Genomic DNA, 18,899 nt, shown 5'->3' with positions numbered 1-18,899 from the left:
GCGCTGAGCGACCCGGTCCTCGCCGAGCGGCACGCCACGAACGCCCGCGCGTTCGCCGAGCGGCTCGCACGGTTGATCGGCACCGCGACGAACCTGCCCGCGGCCACGTGCACGGCGCGGGCGGCGTCACTCGGCGCGACCGTGGAGGGCGTCACCGCGCTCGCGGCCGGCGACCCGGACCACTGGACGCCCGCGCGGCAGACCGCGGCGCTCGACGTCGTGCTGCGCGCGGCGCTCGCTCCGGAGCCCGACCCGGCGCACTGACGCGGAGCCCGATCCCGCGCACTGACGCGGAGCGCGATCCGGCGCACCGACCGGCCCGGTCAGACCGCGCCCGGCGTCGTGACCGGGTCGGCGAGCACGGCATCGAGGACCGCACGGTGCTCGGCTGCGTCACCCGGCCCGGCGCTCCCGGCGAGCATGATGAGGGACTTCCACAGCGCCCACGCCCGGGCCCGCCCCCACGTGTCCGCGTCGAGGCCGACCGCGTCGTGGAACACCCGTCGGGCGTCGTGGTCGAGGGACGTCCAGGCCAGCACGAGGTCGCACGCCGGGTCACCCACGCCACACGTCCCGAAGTCGATCACGGCGCCGAGTCGGCCGGCGTCGTCCACGAGGAGGTTCCCGGGAGCGACGTCGCCGTGGAACCACACGGGCGGGCCGCTCCAGGTCGAACGGGCTGCCGCGTCCCAGACCGCCTCGCACGCGGCGCGGTCGACCGTGGACCCGAGCGTGTCGAGCGCGGCGACCACCTCGGCGGCGTAGTGCGACGGGTGTGCACCGCGGTGGAACGAGTGCGCACCGGCCGCGGGCCCCGGTCCTGCGGGGATGCCACGCAACTGCACGAGCACGGCGGCGACGTCGCCGGCGATCTGCGCTCGGTCCGGGCCCGGCACGTCGACGAGCACGGAGCCCGGCAACCACCGTCGCACCGACCACGGGAACGGGTAGTCGGGGTCGGGTGAACCGAGCGCCACGGGCTCCGGCACGGGGACGTCGAGGCGTGCGGCGAGGTACGGCAGGACCCGCTGCTCCTTCTCGACCGCGGGCACGTACCCGGCGGCGCTCGGGAGCCGGACGCTCAGGTCGTCGCCGAGCCGGAAGGTCCGGTTGTCCCAGCCCTGGTGCGCGACCTCACGAACGGGCAGGTCCGCCCACGCCGGGAACTGCGTCGCCACGAGCCGTCGGACGAGGTCGGCGTCGATGCGGGGCGCGTCGGTGGGCATCGCGTCACACTTCCGGTTCCGCCAGGGCGAGCAGCGCGTCCCGCGCAACGGCGAGCTCGCGCTCGTCGAGGTAGGGCGGCATCCCCGCGGCCGCCGCGAGCCCCTCGGCCGCGTGCCGGACGACGAGCGAACGAGCCTCGGGCAGCCCGTCACGCGCGAAGGTCCCACGCCAGTCCTCGGCGTCCGCCGCCGTGATCGGCCCAATCCCGGGCACCGCGGTGAGCCCGGTCCAGAGCGTCGAGGGCGAGAACACCGCCATGGCCCGGGGACTGCCGCCGCACAGCGTCCGGACGTAGGCGCGGAGCACCTTGCCCGGCCGGTTCTCGGCGAGGTCGACGTGCCGGAGCACCTCTGCCTTGAACGTCGCGAGTCCGTGCTCGGCGACCGCGAGGAGCAACGCGTCCTTCGACGGGAAGTGGTGGAGCAGGCCGCTCTTCGACACCCCCGCGTCAGCGGCGACCTCGGCGACGCTCACGCGCGTTCCGCGTTCGGTGAGCAGCCGCTCGGCCGATTCCAGGACGGCCGCTCGGGTGCGCTCGCGATCGCGGTCAGTGCTCATGCGGTCCATCCTGCCGGTTCGGGATCACCCGGAGCGCGATGACGGCGGCGACCACGAGCATCACCGCCGCGCACACCGATGCGAGCTGCATCCCGCCGGTGAAGGCCTCACGGGCATGCACGAGGAGCGGTGACGAGGGGTCGAGGGCCTGCGCAGCGCTCGCGAGGGACTCCCGGACCGCCGACGGCGCGTCCGGGTCGAGCGCGCCGCGGTAGAAGGCGGTCTGCAGCGAGCCGAGCACCGCGATGCCCAGCGCGACGCCGAGTTCGTACCCGGTCTCGGAGATCGCGCTCGCCGCACCGGCGCGCTCGCGGGGCGCTGATGCGACGACGGCGTCGGTCGCGAGCGTCATCGACACCCCGACACCGAGCCCGACGACCGCGAGGGCGACCGCGATCCCGACGTAGGTCGGGAGCCCCTCGGCGAACGCCAGTCCGGCCATGCCGAGCGCCGCCACGGCGAGCCCGAGCCCGATCGACCGCCCGGGGCCGACCCGCCGCGCGAGCAGCCCGACCACCGCGATCACCGCGATGGACGCGAGCGTCGCGGGGAGCTCCGCCGCCCCGGCGAGCAGCGGGGTGAAGCCCCGGACCAGCTGCAGGTACTGCGAGAAGAAGAACAGCAGGCCGCTGAGCGCGAAGACCGACAGCGAGTTCGCCACGACGGCTCCGCTGAACGCCGGGATGCGGAACAGCTGCAGATCGATGAGCGGCGTCACGAGCCGTCGCTGCCGGCGCACGAAACACCAACCGGCGAGCACACCGACCACCACCCCGGCACCGACCGTCCAGTCGAGGCCGTGCCCGGCGAGGTGCTTCACCGCGTACACGAGCGGCACGATCGCGAGCACCGACAGCGCGGCGGAGAGCAGGTCGATCGGGTTGCGGGCGCTCCCCCGGGACTCCGGGAGCAGCACGGCCCCCGCGACCACGATCACGACGATGACGGGCAGGTTGATGAGGAACACCGAACCCCACCAGAAGTGCTCGAGGAGTGCGCCGCCGACGAGCGGCCCCGCGGCGGCGCCGCCCGTCGCACCGGCCGACCAGACGGCGATCGCGGTCGTGCGCTGCCGGGCGTCGCGGAAGATCGTCCGGACCAGGGACAGCGTCGACGGCATGAGCGTCGCGCCCGCGATGCCGAGCAGCGCACGCGCCGCGATGAGCACCTCGGGCGACTGCGCGAACGCGGCCCCGGCCGACGCGAGGCCGAACGCGACCGACCCGATGAGCAGCAACCGCTTCCGACCGATCCGGTCGGCGACGTTGCCCATCGTGACCAGCAGCCCCGCCAGCGCGAACGAGTAGACGTCGCCGATCCAGAGCAGCTGCGTGGCGGTCGGCCCGAGGTCGGCGGTCAGCGACGGCACCGCGAGCGCGAGGACCGTCCCGTCGATCGCGAGGAGCACGACGGCGAGGGTCAGGACGCCGAGTGCCGCCCACTCGCGCGGCGTGGCTCGGACGGTGGGCACGGAGGAGGTCGCTGTCACACCGCAACACTAACCGACCAAATGGTCGGCAGTACCGACTGCACAGTCGGTGCACAGGACTCCCGAGATCGAGGCGAGCCGTGCCTCCCGGCCGTCACCCTCGCAAGCGGTCCCGTTCCGTCGGCGGCAGGTGCTCCGTCGCGGTCGCACGCGCCGCGGGCGAGAGCCAGCGCCCCTGCCGCTCGAGGAACGCCACGAGCGCCGGTTCGGACGCGCGCTTGCCGACCTCCCGCAGCACCCAGGCGACCGCGGTCTGCACGGTCTCGCCGCGCTCCCGGACGAGCCGCCCCACGATCCCGAGCGCGACGTCCGCGTCCCCCTGTTTCACGAACGCCAGCGTCGCGACCACCGCGATGCGGCGCACCATCGCCACGTCGGACTTCGCGAGCGCGTAGAGCGACCCCGTCGAACCGCTCGCGACGAGTGGCGCGCCGACGAGTTCCTCGGCTGCGAGGTCGACGAGCACGACGTCGTCGAACCGCTCCGCCTTCGCGGCGGCGAGGTACTCGTCGGTCAGTTCCGGATCGGCGCGCTCCCGCATCGCCTGCACGAGCAGCAGCACCGCGACCAGCCGTGCCCCCGCGTCCTCGCTCCAGAGGAGCGCCGAGCGCTCGCCCTCGTCGATGGCGGCGAACCGTCGGGCGACGCGTCGCGCCGCCGCGACGTCGCCGGTCGTGCGCGCGAGGGCAGCGAGGACGTCCTCCGCCGACCCACCGGACCGGGGGCCCGTCACGCGACCTCCCCGTCCGTCGCCTCGACCGGTTGTCGGCTCCGGCGACCGCGCCGCAACACGATGACCGCGACGACCACCAGGAAGGCCGCGAACAGCCACGTGCCGACCTGCGGGTCCACCAGCCGGGCGAGCCAGGCCCCCGCCGGCGAGCAGACCGCGGCCGTGATCCCGACCGTCAGCCCGACCCGCACGTCCACCGCACGCCGACGCAGGTTCGCGACCGTGCCGGACACCGACGTCGGGACCATCGTCAGCAACGACGTGCCCTTCGCCAGCAGGTCACCGGCACCGAGCGTGACCTCGAGCCCCGGCACGATGACGACCCCGCCGCCGACCCCGACGAGCCCGGACAGCACGCCCGACAGGAGCCCGAGCCCGAGCAGGACCAGGGCCTCCACGACGCCGAGGTGCACGTCCCCACCGCGGGTCGGCACCGTGGTGAACAGCGACACGAGCACGACGACGATGAAGCACACGAAGATCCACGGGAGCGCACGGAGCGGGATCGTGCGGAGCAGGCGCGCCCCGATCGGCGCCCCGACCACGCTGCCGATCGCCAGCGTGAGTGCCGCGAGCCAGTGCACCTCACCCTGCACGGCGTAGGTGACCGCGCCGACGACGGCCGCGGGGGCGATCGCCACGAGCGAGGTGGCGGAGGCGCGTCGCTGGTCCATGCCGGCGAACGCCATGAGGGCGGGTACGACGACCACGCCACCACCGACGCCGAACAACCCGGAGAGGACCCCGGCGACGACGCCGATCGCGACGAGGGCGAGGTTCCGGAGCATCGTCCCAGCCTACGGCGCGCGCCGCGTGGAACTGCAGTATCAGTCCGCCGTGGGCTGGCTCGCGGGGCGGCGGTCGCCGGACGACCGCCCCGCGAGGTTGAAGCCCACCACCGGGGCAAACGGTGATGGGCTTCGAGTTGCTCTCCGAGTGGAGTGCAGAGGGACGCGCGATGTCCCGAGCGAAACGCTCGGAACCAGCATACGTGACCCCGGTCACGGACGCACCCTCGGCACCCCCGCTCCTCGTGTCCGCCGGCGCTGACACACGGAGGTGGTCTCGATGTCGAAGGACAACGGGTCCGAGCCCAGACGTCGGGTGTCCTGGTTGCCGGTCGCGAGCTTGCTCGTGGCCGTCGCCAGGCTCCTGCTCGACGTCTGGCGGAGGGACTGAGACGGCGGCCCGCACGCAGCACGCGTGCGAGCCGTTCTCTGGAGTGACCGCAGGGATCCAGACCGACGGCGTCAGCGGAAGTGCAGCACCGTCAGCGGATCGACGAGCTTCCCGCCCTGCCGCACCTCGACGTGCACGTGGGGACCCGTCGACTGGCCGGTGTTGCCGGACTTCGCGATCTCCGACCCCTTGGAGACGATCTGCCCGGTCTTCACCTCGATCTTGCTGAGGTGCGCCGTGAGCACGGTCGTCACGCCGTAGGTCACGACGACGTAGTTGCCGTACGAGGCGTTGTTCGCGACCGTGCTCGTCACCTTGCCCGAGCCGGAGGCGTACACGGCCGTGCCGGTGCCGACCGCCGCGTCGGTGCCCTGGTGGTAGCGCGGGACGTGCCCGGCGCCGCGGTCGTCACCGTACTTGCCGGAGATCTTCGTGCTGGCGACGGGCCAGAGCAGCCCGGTGACCGGACGGGTCGACCACGTCCGGGTGTCGCTCTTGCCGTAGAGGACCACGTTGCCGTCGAGCTGCACGAGGAGCTGCCCGGGGCCGCCCGGGGTGCGGCTCGCCCAGAGCGCCTTGCGCGCCGGCGTGTAGATGACGAAGTTGCCGTCGGCCTGCACCGCCGCGTAGGCGTTGGGGTTGCCGCCGGTGGGCGACGCCCAGACCTGCTTGCCGTTGACCGTCTGCACGAGGACGCCGTCGGAGCGCATGGTGAGGATCCGTGCCGACGAGGTGTCGGAGCGGAGCGTGGTGCCGGGAAGGATCACATCGCCCGCGCCGATGCGGTCCTGGAAGTTCGGGAACTCGACCACCGTGCGGTTGGCGGTGTTGATCATGCGCATGCTGCCGTCGGGGCGGACGCCGAAGTTCCGGCCGACCTGCCCGGCCCCGCCCCAGAGCGCGATCCGGACGTTGTTGTACACGATCGCGAGGGTGCCGTTGGTCCGGATCTGCGCGAACGCCCCGGGCTTGCCCGTGGTGCCCGACGCCCAGAGCACGCGCTGCCCGATGCCGTACTCGACCAGGTTGCCGTCGCCCTGCATGACGAGCCGGAACTGCCCGTTGTTCGAGGTCACCGAGTCACCGGGCATCAGCGTCGCGCCGGCCGGGACCGTGCCGACGTAGACCGCGGGCGCGGCGGACGCGGGAGCGACGGCGCCGACGATCCCGGTGCCGACGAGTCCACCGGCGAGGGTCGCGGCGAGGGCGAGGGTCGCGACGAGGCGACGGCGGAGCGGACGTGGCCTGGCCACGGAGGTGGTGGTGCGCATGGTTCCCCTGATCCGGGACCGCCCCAGGGAGAGCGGTCGGTGAGTGGCCGCGCCCCTGCGCCGCCCTCGGACACCCTCGGTGGCGGGTGCCGACGAACGATGGTCACCTTTTCGTGACGAGTCCACAAGCCCACGACCGTGACCGGACAACCCCAGTTCCGGGGGCAAGTGCATCCCGGCAGGAGCGTCTGCGCATCGCGACAGGGGCAGGATCGAGGCATGCCGAACCCCGCCTTCACCCCGCCCACGACCACCCCGACCCGGCCCGACCTCGCCGGCACGTTCGGAGCGGTCGCGTCCACGCACTGGACCGCCACCGCGGTCGCCCAGTCGGTGTTGGAGCGCGGCGGCAACGCGTTCGACGCCGCGGCGGCCGGCGCGTTCGTGCTGCAGGTCGTGGAGCCGCACCTCAACGGACCGGGCGGCGACCTCACCGCGGTCTTCGCCACGGCCGAGGACCCGACGCCGGTCGTCCTCTGCGGGCAGGGCCCGGCTCCGGCAGGTGCGACCCGCGAGCACTTCCTCGCGGAGGGACTCGACCTCGTCCCCGGCGCCGGTGCCCTCGCCGCCGCGGTGCCGGGTGCGGTGGACGCCTGGCTGCTCCTGCTGCGCGACCACGGCACGTGGGACCTCGCCGACGTGCTCGCGCCGGCCATCGGCTACGCGCGGGACGGCCACCCGGTCGCGCCGGCGGTTGTGCGGACCATCACGGCGGTCCAGGACCTCTTCCGTGACCACTGGCCCACCTCCGCTGCGCGGTGGCTGCCGGGAGGCGCGGTGCCGGCCCCCGGGGACCTCGTGCGCAACGAGGCACTCGCCTCGGTGTTCGAGCGGCTCGCCACCGCGGGCGGCGAGCACGCCGGCCGGACCGCCCGGATCGACGCTGCCCGCACCGAGTGGGCGGAGGGGACGGTCGCGCAGGCCGTCGACCGCTTCGTCCGTGAGCCGCACCGGCACTCCTCGGGCAGCGATCACGCCGGGGTCATCCGCGCGTCCGACCTGCAGGCGTTCCGCGCGACGTACGAACCGGCCACGACGGCGGAGTTCCGCGGGTGCACGATCGCGAAGACCGGGCCGTGGGGGCAGGGCCCGGCGCTCCTCGAGACGCTGCGCCTCCTCGAGCCCCTCGACGACGCCCTGCTCGACCCGTCGACCGAGGCCGGTGCGCACACGGTCGTCGAGGCGCAGAAGCTCGCCCTCGCCGACCGCGAGCTGTTCTACGGCGACGGCGAGGTCCCGCTCGAGGCGCTGCTGTCCGACGACTACACCGACGGCCGTCGCGCGCTGATCGGCACCCGGGCCTCGGGCGAGCTCCGACCGGGTTCGGTCCCCGGGTACGAGCACGTCACCCCACCGCTCCGCACCGTGTACGACGCCGAGGCCGACGGCACGGTGGGGGAACCGACCGTGCGGGTCGAGCGCGACGCGGAGCTGGCGGCACCGGTGGAGGACCGGGGGGAGCCCTTCGTCGCGCCGACCGGGGAGACCCGTGGCGACACCGTGCACATCGACGTGGTCGACCGGTGGGGCAACATCGTCAGCGCGACGCCCTCCGGCGGATGGCTCCAGTCCTCGCCGACGATCCCTGAGCTCGGGTTCTGCCTCGGCACCCGCCTGCAGATGACCTGGCTCGAGGAGGGGACGTCGTCGACCCTGACGCCCGGCGAGCGCCCGCGCACCACGCTCACGCCGACGCTCGTGCTCCGCGACGGCCGACCGGTCCTGGCGCTCGGCTCCCCGGGCGGCGACCAGCAGGACCAGTGGCAGCTGCTCTTCCTGCTCCGCTGGATCGTCGGCGGCTACTCACCGCAGCAGGCGATCGACGCCCCCGCGCTGCACACCACGTCGTTCCCGGGGTCGTTCTGGCCGCGCACGTGGGAGCCGGCCGGTCTGGTCGTCGAGGACCGGTTGGGGGACGAGGTCATCGCCGCGCTGGAGGCGCGCGGACACGTCGTGACGCGCGCGGGCGACTGGTCCCTGGGCCGCTTGTCCTGCGTCACCCGGAACCCGGGCACCGGGGTGGTCGGTGCCGCGGCGAACTCGCGCGGTGCGCAGGGGTACGCGATCGCCCGCTGACGCGAGGACGGACGGGAGGCGCGGTGCCAGGTGGCGCCGCGCCTCCCGTCGGTCGTCCGTCGGGTCTACCGCCGGGAGGCGCGCACCCAGCGCACCACGTTGACGACCGGGTAGGCGAGCGCGAGCACGGCGACGAGCGCCATGCCGATCGCCCCGACCCAGACGTCCGCCGGTCCCGCCAGGATCCGGCCGACGACCACGAGTGCGTTGATGCCGACCGCAGCGAGGACGAGCGACGCGACGACCCGCCAGACGAGGCCCGCGCGCGAGACCGGTTCGGCCTCGCCGCCGACCCGCCCGCGTTCCGGCGCGGCGTACGGGATCCCCATGGTCATGCCGCCGTCGGTGGTGCCGTTTCCCGAGCTCCGCGGTCGGACCGCTTCGGTGTACTCCGGGTTCGTCGTCATGGTCTGCTCCCCACTGCGGAGCAGCGACTGCCCCACGCCGCCACGCTAGACCCGGTGGGCCCGAGGTGCGAGTGGCGTTACCGGATCGTCGTCAACGCGACATGGTCGGCACGACGACCGCGCGACCGGAGAGTTCCCCGGCCTCGAGCTTCCGGTACGCCTCGAGGGCGTCCTCGAGCGCGTACCGCTCGACGTCGGGCTCGATCTGACCCGCCCGGTACATCGCGACGACCTCGTGCAGGTCCTCGATGGTGCCCCAGTAGGTGTTCGTGATCGTCGACTCGTAGGGCGTCGAGAAGAAGTTCCACTCCGTGGTGCCGCCTGCGATGCCGACGACGGTGAGCCGGCCACCGATCGCCATCGACGCCTGCGCGGTCTTCACCGTCGGGGTCGCGCCGACGAAGTCGAAGGCCGCGTCGACGCCGCGCCCGCCGGTGATCTCCCGGATGGCCGCGAACTGGTCCGGGCCGCCGGGGACCGTGATCGCGCCGCGGGCCGCCGCGCGGTCCATCGCGTCCTGCTTCATGTCCGTCGCGATGACGGTCGCACCGGTGAGTGCGGTGAGGATCTGCACGGCGATCTGCCCGAGACCGCCGAGCCCGACGACGAGCGCGTACTTCCCACCGCCCGCGAGGTTCGGCAGCGAGGCCTTGATCGCGTGGTACGGCGTCAACGCTGCGTCGCTGAGCGGTGCCGCGGCGACCGGGTCGGCGTCGCCGAGCGGGACGAGGTTCCGTGCGGGCACGACGACGTACTCGGCCATGCCGCCGTCCCGGCCGAGGCCGATGCCCGCGTACGGGCTCGTGGCGGCGTTCTCGCAGTAGGTGTCCTGCCCCTTGGAGCAGTACGAGCAGTGCCCGCACCCGACGGGGCCGTAGACCAGGTACGCGTCGCCCGGGGTGAACCCGGTCACGCCGTCGCCGACCGACTCGACCCAGCCGGAGTTCTCGTGCCCGAGGACGAACGCGGGTGCCTGTGCCCCCGGCTGGCCCTCGCGGAACTCGCGGTAGACGGCGACGTCGGAGTGGCACGCACCGGCGCCGGCGACCTTGAGCAGCACCTCCCCGGGCCCGGGCGTGGGCTTCGGCACGTCCGTGAGGGACGGGAAGGTCTGGTACTGCTCGAACACGACGGCACGCATGGCTGCTGCTCCTTCTGACGGGTGACCGGTGGGCGTCGACTCGACTCGTCGGGCGTCAGGGGGTGCGGCGTCGCGATCGGATCGGGCCGATCCACGTCAAAACTACACCTGTTGTGCAAGTGCCGGGCCGGACCCGGAATCCGACTCGGGCTCGCGACGCCCGGCGAGCACCCCACGGTCGAACCGCGCACCACGCACACGGGGACGACTGACCACCATGCCGGTGACGACCAACCACCCGATCGGTCCGGTGAAGACGAGGAGCAGGATCCACATCCCGGTGTGGTCACGGTCGTGCAGCCGACGGACGAGCAACGACCACCGCGGGATCGCGGTCACGAGGAGGCCGACGATGATCGCGACGTCCCAGCTGTCCGGCCAGGCGTCTCGGCCGGACCCGTACCCCCACCACGCGGCGGAGTACCGGCCCTGGTGGACCTCGAAGAGGTGGAACCCGACCTGCGGCGAGGGCACGATGCCGAACGGGTCGGCGTAGACCGTCCAGCGCGCGGTCATGCCGAGGTGCTGCACGAGCCACCAGACCGCGAGCACCACCACGGCCTGCAGGGCGATCACCCAGAAGAACTCGGTCCGGCTGGCGCGGCCGTGGAACCGCCAGCCCTGCGTCCAGAAGCGCACCCAGGCGACGTCCGGTCGTCGGGACACGTCGACCGGCCCCTGCTCGGTCACGCGCGACCGGAACGACGTGCTGTCCCCCATGCGCCCGATCGTAGGGCAGACCTGCGTCTTCCCCGTGAGCGGGTTGCGAGAACGCGCGTTCTCCGATTGACTCGGCCTTGGCTCCGGGTCGGAGCCGACGGCTCCGCACGGGGCCGACCCCACACGAAAGGAGCGGGAATGCCCACGCGCACCGCACGCACCGCCTGGAACGGCGGCCTCAACGACGGCTCCGGTCAGGTCGAACTCTCGAGCTCGAAGGTCGGCACCTACGACGTGTCCTTCCCGAAGCGCGCCGCGGACGAGGCCGGGGGCACCACGAGCCCCGAGGAGCTCATCGCCGCCGCACACTCCTCCTGCTACGCCATGCAGTTCTCGGCGATCCTCGGTGAGGCCGGCGGCACCGTCGAGGCCCTCGACGTCAAGGCCGACGTCTCGCTCGGTCCGGACTCCGCGGGCGGCTTCAAGCTCACCGGCATCGTCCTCACCGTCAGCGGCGAGGTCTCCGGCATCGACGAAGCAGCCTTCCTCGAGGCGGCGGACGAGGCCAAGGCGACGTGTCCGGTCTCGAAGGCCCTCACCGGCGTCGACATCGAGCTCCACGCGACGTTCGAGCAGTGACGACCGCCGGTCGCTGACGCGACCACGAGCGGACGGGAGGCACGGTGCCGGCTGGCACCGTGCCTCCCGTCCGTCCTCGGCGTGCCCCGACCGCGCCGACCCGCCCAGCCGACGGCCGGCACGCGTTCAGCGCTCGTCCGGACTCGGCAGAGCGCGCCTGGCACCATGGCGGGATGGCCGAGCAGTCCCTCCCCGGCGTGCCGAAGTCCGGTCGCCCACCGCGGCCCCGCGTCCGCAAGGTCGCGCAGCACGACCTCCGCGATGCGCGTGCCCGACTCCGCGGGACGATCTACGAGGACGTCACCCCGGACGTGCGGCCGCGCGAGCAGTACTCGCCCGTGCAGATCGTCGACTTCTGCCTCGACCTCGCCGAGGTGATGCTCGCCTCCGGTGCCGACACCCGGAGCGTGGAGACGGCCGTGGTCGCGGTGTCGACGAAGTGGAACCTCGCGCCGCTCGATCTCGACCTCACCGGGAGTTCGGTGACGATCCAGTACGCGCCGACCGACGGCCCGGCCCTCGTGAAGTTCCGCACCGTGACGATCGACGGCTCGGACCTCGGGCGCCTCGCGTGGGCGAACCAGATCGTGGACGACCTCGTGCACGGTTCGCGGGACATGACCTCGGCCGTGAGCGCCCTCGTCGCCGTGCTCCGGATGCCACCCCGGTGGCCGCTCTGGCTCGCCGACGTCGGACTCGCGGTCCTCGGCACCTCGATCGCGATGCAGGCCGGCGGCGGGTGGCGGGCGGGCCTCGGCGCGTTCGTCCTCATGATGGGGATCATCGTGTCCGGCCGCTGGCTGACCGGCCGGGGCTTCCCGCAGTTCTTCGTCTCCGGCGCACAGGGGGCGGTGGCGTCAGCACTGGGCACCCTCGCGATCGCGGCAGGGATCCTCGGACCGGCCGGCGCGGCGACCATGGTGGCGGCGCTCGTGGTGCTCCTGCTCCCGCACGTCTCGCTCGTGACCTGGGCGCAGGACGCGATCTCGGGGTTCCGCGCGATGGCGGTGGCGCGGGCGTTCTCGATCCTGCTCGTCATCGCCGCGATCGTCGTCGGGGTCCCGGCGGGCATCGCGCTCACGCACTGGCTCCGGTTCGAGGTCGACCCGTCCGGCATCGTGCTCGACCCGCTGCCGCTGTGGGCGTCGCTGTCGCTCACGGTCGTCTCGGCCGCGGCGAACTGCTTCGTGCAGCAGGCGAGCGCACGGGTGATCCCGGTGGCCGTGGTGTTCTCCGTCACGGCGGGCGCGTCCCTCTGGGCGATGCGCCAGCTCGGGCTGCCGCTGCTCGGTGCGACGTTCGTCGCGTCCGTGCTCCTCGGCGTGCTCGCGACGATCGCCGCCGCTCGGATGCGGACCGCAGTGGGAGCGATCGCGGTCCCGGCGTTCTGCGGCGCCCTGCTCCCCGGTGTCGCGGTGTCGAACGCCCTGCTCGCGGTGATGTCCGGGTCGTCCACCTCGGCACTGGACTTCGTGTCCGCCGTCACCGTCGCACTCGCCATCGGCGCCGGCCTCGTGCTCGGTGGCCTCTTCGCCACCCCCGGTGCCCGTCGGGCCCTGCGGCGAGCGCGGAAGGTCGTCGTGCACTCGGTGCACAGCGACACGACGGCGCTCCGTGTGATCCGCGACTCGGGCTACGACCCCGGTGACGGCAGCCGGCCGCGCTGGTGAACCCGGCGCGGCCGACCGTCGACCTGGTCGGCGGTGGTGCCGTCAGCTCGCGTCGGTGACGGCACTCGACACGGCGGTGGGCGCGTCGTAGTCGCCGTCCGGGATGTTCTTCAGGGCCTCGAGTGCGTCGCCCGATGCCCCCTCGCGCTCGGCGGTCGCGACGATGTCGTCCTTCGACGCCGGGTACTCGACACCGCTCAGGTACTTCTGGATCTCGATCGGGTTGGGGTTCGCCACGACGGCTCCTTCCGGTTGGGGCCTCCACCGAGTACCCCGGCCGGTCTCCGCACCCGCACGGAACCGCGCATAGCGGCCAACCCCGCCGGGACGGGTCAGATCTCCCAGCTGCCGGGGTCGCTCCACGTGGCGTGCTGCACCTGCGCCCGCGGCTGGTAGCGCTCCATCCAGCCCGCCTCGAGCCGCGCCACGGCCCGGTCGAACGCCTGCACGAGGTCCATGTCGGCGCGCAGGAGCGCCTGGAGCTGCAACCCCTCGTAGAGGGCGATCAGCTGCTCGGCGCCGCGGCGGGGGTCCATCGTGTGCGGCGCCCGCCCCGTGGCGATGTCGCGCTCGAGGCCGCGCTTGATCTGCGAGAAGAACAGCTGGTAGCGGGAGCGGAGGTACGTGGCCATCGGGTGCGACGGGTTCCCGGCGACGGACAGCAGTGCGACGAGCAGCCGCATGAGTGCGGGGTCCTCGGCGTTCGACGCGACGATCGCACGGAGGAAGTCCACCGTCGCGGCGTCGCCGACCTCGGCCGTGACCTCTTCCATGCGGCCACCGTTCCACCGGTCGACGGCGGCGAGCACGAGGCCGTCCCACGACGGGAAGTGCAGCTCGAGCTCGGCGACCGTGATCCCCATGCGCTCCGCGACCTGCTCGGGTCGCGCCTCGTGGAAGGGCACGTCACGCAGGAGGTCGACCGTCGCACCGACGATCGTGATCCGCAGGTGCAGGGTGGCGGCCGCAGCGGCTGCCGCGTGCGTGTCCGCGCTGGTGTTCTCGAGCATCGTGCCCTCCGATCGCCGGACGTCCTGTCCGGGGCGCCCTCGTGGGGCGCGTGCTGCACCCGGAACGGGTGCACGCTCCATCCTGGTGGATGACGGGGGACACCAGAATCCCCGGTCCGGGTGTCGGCAATCCGGGGGACAAGCGCCCCGTCCAGGCGGTTCGCGGCCGATCGTGTGACGATGCCGGCATGACCCCGAACGACTCGATCGCGCACGGTCTCGCGACCATGGCGTCCGCCGGCTTCGAGTTCGGCGGGGACGCCGACCAGGTCGCGCGCGACGTCCGGACCATGTGGGAGCAACTCGGCCGACCGGTCGGCGCCTTCGATGCGGCCGCGCGGGCGATCGCCGAACTCCCGCAGCGCCCCGAGGTCCCGATCGCGGACCAGGCGCGGCGCCGTGCGTTCGAGCGGGCGATCGGCATCAACCCGGTCGAGGTGGAACTGGCCGCAGCCCTGTCCGCCCGTGAGCTCCTCGAGCGGTTGGCGCGGACCTGTGGAGCGCCCTGCTGACCAGGCGTCGACGAGACGATCCCACCAGGCGTTAGGTAAACCTAAGTAGGTGAGGCTACCCTTACCTGCGTGGTCGATCTGCACGCACGCGACGTCACCGTGGGCTACCACGGCGAGGACGTCGTCCACGCCGCCTCACTCGAGCTCGCCGCCGGGACGGTGACCGCCCTCGTCGGTCCGAACGGGTCCGGCAAGTCCACGTTCCTGCGCTCCATCGCGCGGCTCCAGCCCACGCGCACCGGAACCGTGCACCTGCGCGGCGCGACCGACGCGCACGCCGCGATCCGCGCCTCCAGGCCGACGGCGGCACGCGTCGAGGCCCACGTCGACGGCGAGGTCGTCGACGGCCTCGCCCTGACGCCGAAGGCGTTCGCCCGGCAGGTCGCCCTGCTCACCCAGGGCCGGCCGGTCCCCGGTGGCCTCCGGGTCCGCGACCTGGTGACCTTCGGACGGCACCCGCACCGCGGCCGCTTCGGTGGGCAGGACCCGGACGGACAGGTCGTCGTCGCCCACGCGCTCGACGTGACCGGACTGACGAGCCTCGCCGAGCGGCCGGCCGACGAGCTGTCCGGCGGGCAGCTGCAGCGGGTGTGGCTCGCGAGCTGCCTCGCACAGCAGACCGGCGTCCTCCTGCTCGACGAGCCGACGACCTACCTCGACCTGCGCTACCAGGTGGAGCTGCTCGACCTGGTCCGCGACCTCGCAGACGTCCACGGGACCGCCGTCGGCGTCGTCCTGCACGACCTCGACCAGGCGGCAGCCGTCGCCGATCGGCTGGTGCTCCTCCGCGCCGGCGTCGTCGTCGCGGACGGCGCACCCGAGGACGTCCTCGACGCGGAGCGGCTCTCCGACGTGTACGGCATCCGCATCGACGTCGACCACGACCCCTCCACCGGTGCACTCCGGACCCGCGCGGTCGGTCGACACCACTCCCGGACCACCCCTGCACCCGCACGCTGACGACGGGGCGCACAGCACGCGCCCGACCGACAGCTCCACCCCACCGAACAGGAAGAACCCCGAGCCGCCATGAAGCGACGACTCCTCACCGCCACCGCCATCGCCGCAGCAGCCGCGCTGGCCCTCACCGCCTGCGGCTCGACGCAGGCGGCCTCCGACGCCAGCCCCTCCGCCGCGAAGATCACGGTCACCGACGCCCAGGGCACGAAGGTGACGCTCGACGGTCCCGCGAAGAAGGTCGTCGGGACCGAGTGGAACGTCGTCGAGGACCTCGAGACCCTCGGGGTCGCACCCGCCGGCGTCGCGGACGTGAAGGGCTACAGCCAGTGGGACGCGAAGGTCCCGCTGACCGGCGATCCGGAGGACATCGGTACCCGCGGTGAGCCGAGCACGGACACGATCGCCTCGATCGCCCCGGACCTCATCGTCGCGACGACCGACCTCAAGGACTCGGTCATCACGCAGCTCCGCAAGATCGCGCCGACGATCGTCATCGCCTCGGCGAAGTCGGGCGCCCAGCTCGAGACCGTCAAGGACACCCTCGACCTCATCGCGGAGGCCACCGGCACGACCGCGAAGGCCGACACCGTGTGGAAGGCCCTCGAGGCCACGATCGCGGACGGCAAGCAGGAGATCGCCGACGCGGGCAAGGCCGGCACGAAGGTGGCCTTCGCGGACGGGTACGTCCTGTCGAACCAGGTCACGATCCGTCCGTACACGAAGGGCTCGCTCATCGGGCAGGTCAACGACGAGCTCGGGCTCGCCGATGCCTGGTCCGGCACGGGCATCGAGGGTGACGAAGCGTACGGCCTCGGCTCGACCGACGTGGAGGGGCTGACGAAGCTCCCCGAGGACACGCAGTTCCTGTACATCGACAACAAGACGGCGAGCGAGGACGACGTCTTCGGCACGACCCTCGCGTCGAACGCCGTGTGGAAGTCGCTGCCGTTCGTCGAGCAGGACCACGTGCACCGTCTCGACGACGGCATCTGGATGTTCGGCGGGCCCGGCGCGGTGGACGCCTACGTCGACGCCGCGGTCGCCGCGCTCACGAAGTAGCGGTGACCGGCACCGCCACGCAGGCGCGGGCCGGGAGGCGCTCCACGAGCGTCGCCCGGCCCGCACTCGGCGTCCTGCTCCTCGTCGCCGGGATCGTGCTCGTCGCGGTGCTCGCCGCGGTGGACACCACCCAGGGCACCGCGGACGTCGGGGTCGCCGACGTCTGGAAGGCGCTCACCGGCCGGGCGGCGGGCGCCGACGCGTCGGTCGTCGTCGCCTCCCGCTTCCCCCGTGCGGTCGCCGGGTTGGTCGTCGGCTTCGCGCTCGGTGTCGCCGGCGCCGCACTGCAGGCGGTGACGCGGAACGTGCTCGCCGCGCCGGACACCCTCGCCGTGAACGCCGGCGCGTACCTCGCGCTCGGCATCGTCTCGGTGTCGGGCATCGGGCTGCCGGTCGTCGCGCAGTCCGGCATCGCGTTCCTCGGGGGGCTCGCGGCCGCCGCCCTGGTGCTCGCACTGTCCGGACTCGGCAGCGGGACCCTGCGGCTCGTCCTGGCCGGGACGGCGCTCGCCCTCGGCCTGGGCTCCGTCACGCAGGCGCTCGTCCTGCTGTTCCCGCAGCAGACCCGGGGGCTCTACAGCTGGAACCAGGGCGGCATCGCGCAGAACGGGTACGACACGATCCTGCCGATGCTCCCCGTCGTGGCCGTCGGGGTCGTCGGGTTCCTGGTCCTGTCGCACCGGGTGGACGCCCTCGCGCTCGGCGACGACGCCGCCCGCGGGCTCGGCGTCCCCGTCCGGAGCACCCGGATCGTGGCCGTCGTGCTCGCGGTGCTGCTCTCCGCGGCGGCCGTCACGGTCGCCGGGCCGATCGGCTTCGTCGGCCTGTGCGCGCCGGCGCTCGTGCGACCCGTCGCGAGGACCTTCCCGACCCTGCACCGCTCGTGGGCGCTCCTGACCGTCTCGGGCCTCGTCGGTGCCGGCATCGTCCTCGCCTCGGACGTCCTGCTCCGCGCCGTCGTGTCGGGCGACCGAGCCGTGACCGTCCCCACGGGTGTCGTCACGAGCGTCGTCGGCGCGGTGTTCCTGGTCGTGATGGCGCTCCGGATGCGCGACACCGGGCAGACCACCCCGCTCGAGGTCTCGCGCATCCCCGGTCGGCTCGCGGTCACCCTGACGGTCGTCGCCCTCGTGGCCCTGCTCGCCGGCGTGGTCGTCGCATCGGTGCTGCTCGGGGACGCGAAGCTCCTGCTGGGTGACGTGACGAACTGGCTGACCGGCCGGGCGAACCAGGCGATCGCGTTCATCCTGGACACCCGCGTCCCGCGGGTCACCGCCGCGCTCCTCGCGGGTGCAGCGCTGGCACTCGCCGGGACGCTCGTGCAGGGCGTCACCCGCAACCCGCTCGCCGACCCCGGGGTCCTCGGCGTCTCGAGCGGAGCCGGACTGGGTGCCGTGCTCGTCGTGACGGCGGTCCCCGCGGCGTCGACGTGGGGCGTGGCCGGGGCCGCGTTCGCCGGTGCCGCGCTGGCTGCGCTCGTGGTGTTCGGTCTCGCTGCCCGCGGCGGCTTCCGACAGAACCGCCTCGTGCTCGTCGGGGTGGGCGTCTCGGCCGGCCTCACGGCGCTGATCAGCCTGCTCATCGTCGTCACCGACCCCTTCAACGCGAACAAGGCGCTGACCTGGCTGTCCGGGTCGACGTACGGCCGGACGTGGCAGGACTCGGTGCCGGTCGTCGTCGTGCTGGTCGTCGCCCTCGTGCTCGTCCTCCCGAAGCACCGCGAGCTCGACCTCGTCTCCCTCGACGAGGACTCGCCACGGCTGCTCGGGGTCCGACTCGGCCGGGCCCGCCTCGGCTTCCTGACGCTCTCCGTGCTGCTGACCGCCACGGCGATCGCAGCCGTGGGGACGATCGGCTTCGTCGGGCTGGTCGCTCCGCACGCCGCCCGCTCGCTGGTGGGTCGCGCACACGCACGGGTCGTGCCGGTCGCCGTCCTGCTCGGCGCGGTGCTCGTCTGCCTCGGGGACCTGCTCGGACGGACGGTCATCGCTCCGGCACAGCTCGGTGCGGGCATCCTCACGGCGCTGGTCGGCACTCCGTACTTCGTGTGGTTGCTGCTGCGGACGCCGCGAGCGGCGCACTGACGGCGCGCCCCGCGGACGGACGGGAGGCGCGGGGGCCCCCCGGCCCCGGCCGCCCGCCCCGCCGGTGGGGCGCCCTGACCGCGGCGGGCACCCGCCCGGCGACGGGGGGGGGTCCCCCCCCCCCGAACGCCAGTGACGTATAAACAAAAGTAGCGGCCGACGCAACGGGGCCTGTGTAGTTGTCGGGGGGGGGGGGGTGGGTGAAAAAGGGGGGGGGGGGGGGG

Annotated in this window: 19 protein-coding genes; 8 read left to right on the top strand and 11 right to left on the bottom strand. The window is 73.4% G+C overall.

The genetic code is table 11. The features are described from left to right. Positions 1-264: TetR family transcriptional regulator C-terminal domain-containing protein (locus ACSW7Y_RS08625; RefSeq protein ID WP_438125888.1), on the top strand; the 264-nt coding region annotated here is incomplete at its 5' end. A 59-nt stretch (positions 265-323) separates the two neighbouring features. On the opposite strand, the gene ACSW7Y_RS08620 is transcribed toward ACSW7Y_RS08625, so the two are convergent. The 6 genes from ACSW7Y_RS08620 to ACSW7Y_RS08595 form a co-directional block, all read right to left on the bottom strand. Next, positions 324-1,226 (bottom strand): aminoglycoside phosphotransferase family protein, encoded by a 903-nt coding sequence (locus ACSW7Y_RS08620; RefSeq protein ID WP_438125887.1) that lies wholly within the window; start codon positions 1,224-1,226, stop codon positions 324-326. Between the two features lie 4 nt (positions 1,227-1,230). Next, positions 1,231-1,785: a TetR/AcrR family transcriptional regulator gene (locus tag ACSW7Y_RS08615; RefSeq protein ID WP_438125886.1), complete on the bottom strand. Its 555-nt coding sequence runs from the start codon at positions 1,783-1,785 to the stop codon at positions 1,231-1,233. Beyond that, a complete protein-coding gene (locus ACSW7Y_RS08610) occupies positions 1,775-3,274 on the bottom strand; it encodes an MFS transporter (RefSeq protein WP_438125885.1) in 1,500 nt (499 codons plus the stop codon). The genes ACSW7Y_RS08615 and ACSW7Y_RS08610 overlap by 11 nt, the downstream gene beginning before the upstream one ends. Positions 3,275-3,368: 94 nt before the next feature. Next, positions 3,369-4,007 (bottom strand): DNA alkylation repair protein, encoded by a 639-nt coding sequence (locus ACSW7Y_RS08605; RefSeq protein WP_438125884.1) that lies wholly within the window; start codon positions 4,005-4,007, stop codon positions 3,369-3,371. After that, positions 4,004-4,795 carry a sulfite exporter TauE/SafE family protein gene (locus ACSW7Y_RS08600; RefSeq protein ID WP_438125883.1) on the bottom strand — a complete coding sequence of 264 codons (792 nt, stop codon included), beginning with the start codon at positions 4,793-4,795 and terminating at the stop codon, positions 4,004-4,006. The genes ACSW7Y_RS08605 and ACSW7Y_RS08600 overlap by 4 nt, the downstream gene beginning before the upstream one ends. 462 nt (positions 4,796-5,257) lie before the next feature. Next, on the bottom strand, positions 5,258-6,457 hold the full coding sequence (locus tag ACSW7Y_RS08595) for a peptidoglycan DD-metalloendopeptidase family protein (RefSeq protein WP_438125882.1): 1,200 nt from the start codon (positions 6,455-6,457) through the stop codon (positions 5,258-5,260). Between the two features lie 219 nt (positions 6,458-6,676). On the opposite strand from ACSW7Y_RS08595, the gene ACSW7Y_RS08590 reads away from it, so the two are divergent. After that, complete coding sequence (locus tag ACSW7Y_RS08590; RefSeq protein WP_438125881.1) at positions 6,677-8,533, top strand: gamma-glutamyltransferase family protein; 1,857 nt, start codon at positions 6,677-6,679, stop codon at positions 8,531-8,533. 65 nt (positions 8,534-8,598) lie between these two features. On the opposite strand, the gene ACSW7Y_RS08585 is transcribed toward ACSW7Y_RS08590, so the two are convergent. From ACSW7Y_RS08585 to ACSW7Y_RS08575, 3 genes are all read right to left on the bottom strand, one after another. After that, positions 8,599-8,976, bottom strand: coding sequence for a hypothetical protein (locus ACSW7Y_RS08585; protein ID WP_438125880.1), 378 nt, complete (start codon positions 8,974-8,976; stop codon positions 8,599-8,601). Between the two features lie 55 nt (positions 8,977-9,031). After that, the gene (locus tag ACSW7Y_RS08580; RefSeq protein ID WP_438125879.1) at positions 9,032-10,081 is read right to left on the bottom strand and encodes an NAD(P)-dependent alcohol dehydrogenase; all 1,050 of its coding nucleotides are present in this window, start codon (positions 10,079-10,081) and stop codon (positions 9,032-9,034) included. Between the two features lie 102 nt (positions 10,082-10,183). Beyond that, positions 10,184-10,801, bottom strand: a complete 618-nt coding sequence (locus tag ACSW7Y_RS08575; protein WP_438125878.1) for a DUF805 domain-containing protein — start codon at positions 10,799-10,801, stop codon at positions 10,184-10,186. 138 nt (positions 10,802-10,939) lie between these two features. Here ACSW7Y_RS08575 and ACSW7Y_RS08570 point away from each other — a divergent pair, with 138 nt between their 5' ends. Together ACSW7Y_RS08570 and ACSW7Y_RS08565 are read left to right on the top strand one after the other, a co-directional pair. Beyond that, positions 10,940-11,380, top strand: coding sequence for an OsmC family peroxiredoxin (locus ACSW7Y_RS08570; RefSeq protein WP_438125877.1), 441 nt, complete (start codon positions 10,940-10,942; stop codon positions 11,378-11,380). Between the two features lie 173 nt (positions 11,381-11,553). Beyond that, a complete protein-coding gene (locus ACSW7Y_RS08565) occupies positions 11,554-13,050 on the top strand; it encodes a threonine/serine ThrE exporter family protein (protein ID WP_438125876.1) in 1,497 nt (498 codons plus the stop codon). Between the two features lie 42 nt (positions 13,051-13,092). Here ACSW7Y_RS08565 and ACSW7Y_RS08560 read toward each other — a convergent pair whose 3' ends face one another. Beyond that, complete coding sequence (locus ACSW7Y_RS08560) at positions 13,093-13,287, bottom strand: DUF2795 domain-containing protein (RefSeq protein WP_438125875.1); 195 nt, start codon at positions 13,285-13,287, stop codon at positions 13,093-13,095. A gap of 95 nt (positions 13,288-13,382) precedes the next feature. Continuing rightward, entirely contained in the window at positions 13,383-14,060 is a 678-nt protein-coding gene (locus tag ACSW7Y_RS08555; RefSeq protein ID WP_438125874.1) for a TetR/AcrR family transcriptional regulator, read from the bottom strand. A 188-nt stretch (positions 14,061-14,248) separates the two neighbouring features. Between ACSW7Y_RS08555 and ACSW7Y_RS08550 the strand changes: the two genes are divergently transcribed. From ACSW7Y_RS08550 to ACSW7Y_RS08535, 4 genes are all read left to right on the top strand, one after another. Beyond that, positions 14,249-14,572 carry a hypothetical protein gene (locus ACSW7Y_RS08550; RefSeq protein ID WP_438125873.1) on the top strand — a complete coding sequence of 108 codons (324 nt, stop codon included), beginning with the start codon at positions 14,249-14,251 and terminating at the stop codon, positions 14,570-14,572. A 69-nt stretch (positions 14,573-14,641) separates the two neighbouring features. Next, positions 14,642-15,532, top strand: coding sequence for an ABC transporter ATP-binding protein (locus tag ACSW7Y_RS08545; RefSeq protein ID WP_438125872.1), 891 nt, complete (start codon positions 14,642-14,644; stop codon positions 15,530-15,532). Positions 15,533-15,601: 69 nt separating this feature from the next. Next, entirely contained in the window at positions 15,602-16,591 is a 990-nt protein-coding gene (locus tag ACSW7Y_RS08540) for an ABC transporter substrate-binding protein (protein WP_438125871.1), read from the top strand. 2 nt (positions 16,592-16,593) lie between these two features. Continuing rightward, complete coding sequence (locus ACSW7Y_RS08535) at positions 16,594-18,675, top strand: iron ABC transporter permease (RefSeq protein WP_438125870.1); 2,082 nt, start codon at positions 16,594-16,596, stop codon at positions 18,673-18,675. The last annotated feature ends 224 nt before the right edge of the window (positions 18,676-18,899 follow it).

The sequence above is a fragment of the Curtobacterium flaccumfaciens genome (assembly GCF_051548005.1).
Lineage (GTDB): Bacteria > Actinomycetota > Actinomycetes > Actinomycetales > Microbacteriaceae > Curtobacterium.
The sequence above is the reverse complement of the archived record's forward strand: the minus strand, read 5'-3'. Positions and strand labels throughout refer to the sequence as shown.

Excerpts from the sequence above, each read along its gene's own strand:
- ACSW7Y_RS08615 (WP_438125886.1), bottom strand. The coding sequence starts at position 1,785 with ATGAGCACTGACCGCGATCGCGAGCGCACCCGAGCGGCCGTCCTGGAA.
- ACSW7Y_RS08565 (WP_438125876.1), top strand. The coding sequence starts at position 11,554 with ATGGCCGAGCAGTCCCTCCCCGGCGTGCCGAAGTCCGGTCGCCCACCG.
- ACSW7Y_RS08600 (WP_438125883.1), bottom strand. The coding sequence starts at position 4,795 with ATGCTCCGGAACCTCGCCCTCGTCGCGATCGGCGTCGTCGCCGGGGTC.
- ACSW7Y_RS08555 (WP_438125874.1), bottom strand. The coding sequence starts at position 14,060 with ATGCTCGAGAACACCAGCGCGGACACGCACGCGGCAGCCGCTGCGGCC.
- ACSW7Y_RS08590 (WP_438125881.1), top strand. The coding sequence starts at position 6,677 with ATGCCGAACCCCGCCTTCACCCCGCCCACGACCACCCCGACCCGGCCC.
- ACSW7Y_RS08595 (WP_438125882.1), bottom strand. The coding sequence starts at position 6,457 with ATGCGCACCACCACCTCCGTGGCCAGGCCACGTCCGCTCCGCCGTCGC.
- ACSW7Y_RS08570 (WP_438125877.1), top strand. The coding sequence starts at position 10,940 with ATGCCCACGCGCACCGCACGCACCGCCTGGAACGGCGGCCTCAACGAC.
- ACSW7Y_RS08540 (WP_438125871.1), top strand. The coding sequence starts at position 15,602 with ATGAAGCGACGACTCCTCACCGCCACCGCCATCGCCGCAGCAGCCGCG.
- ACSW7Y_RS08550 (WP_438125873.1), top strand. The coding sequence starts at position 14,249 with ATGACCCCGAACGACTCGATCGCGCACGGTCTCGCGACCATGGCGTCC.
- ACSW7Y_RS08620 (WP_438125887.1), bottom strand. The coding sequence starts at position 1,226 with ATGCCCACCGACGCGCCCCGCATCGACGCCGACCTCGTCCGACGGCTC.
- ACSW7Y_RS08580 (WP_438125879.1), bottom strand. The coding sequence starts at position 10,081 with ATGCGTGCCGTCGTGTTCGAGCAGTACCAGACCTTCCCGTCCCTCACG.
- ACSW7Y_RS08575 (WP_438125878.1), bottom strand. The coding sequence starts at position 10,801 with ATGGGGGACAGCACGTCGTTCCGGTCGCGCGTGACCGAGCAGGGGCCG.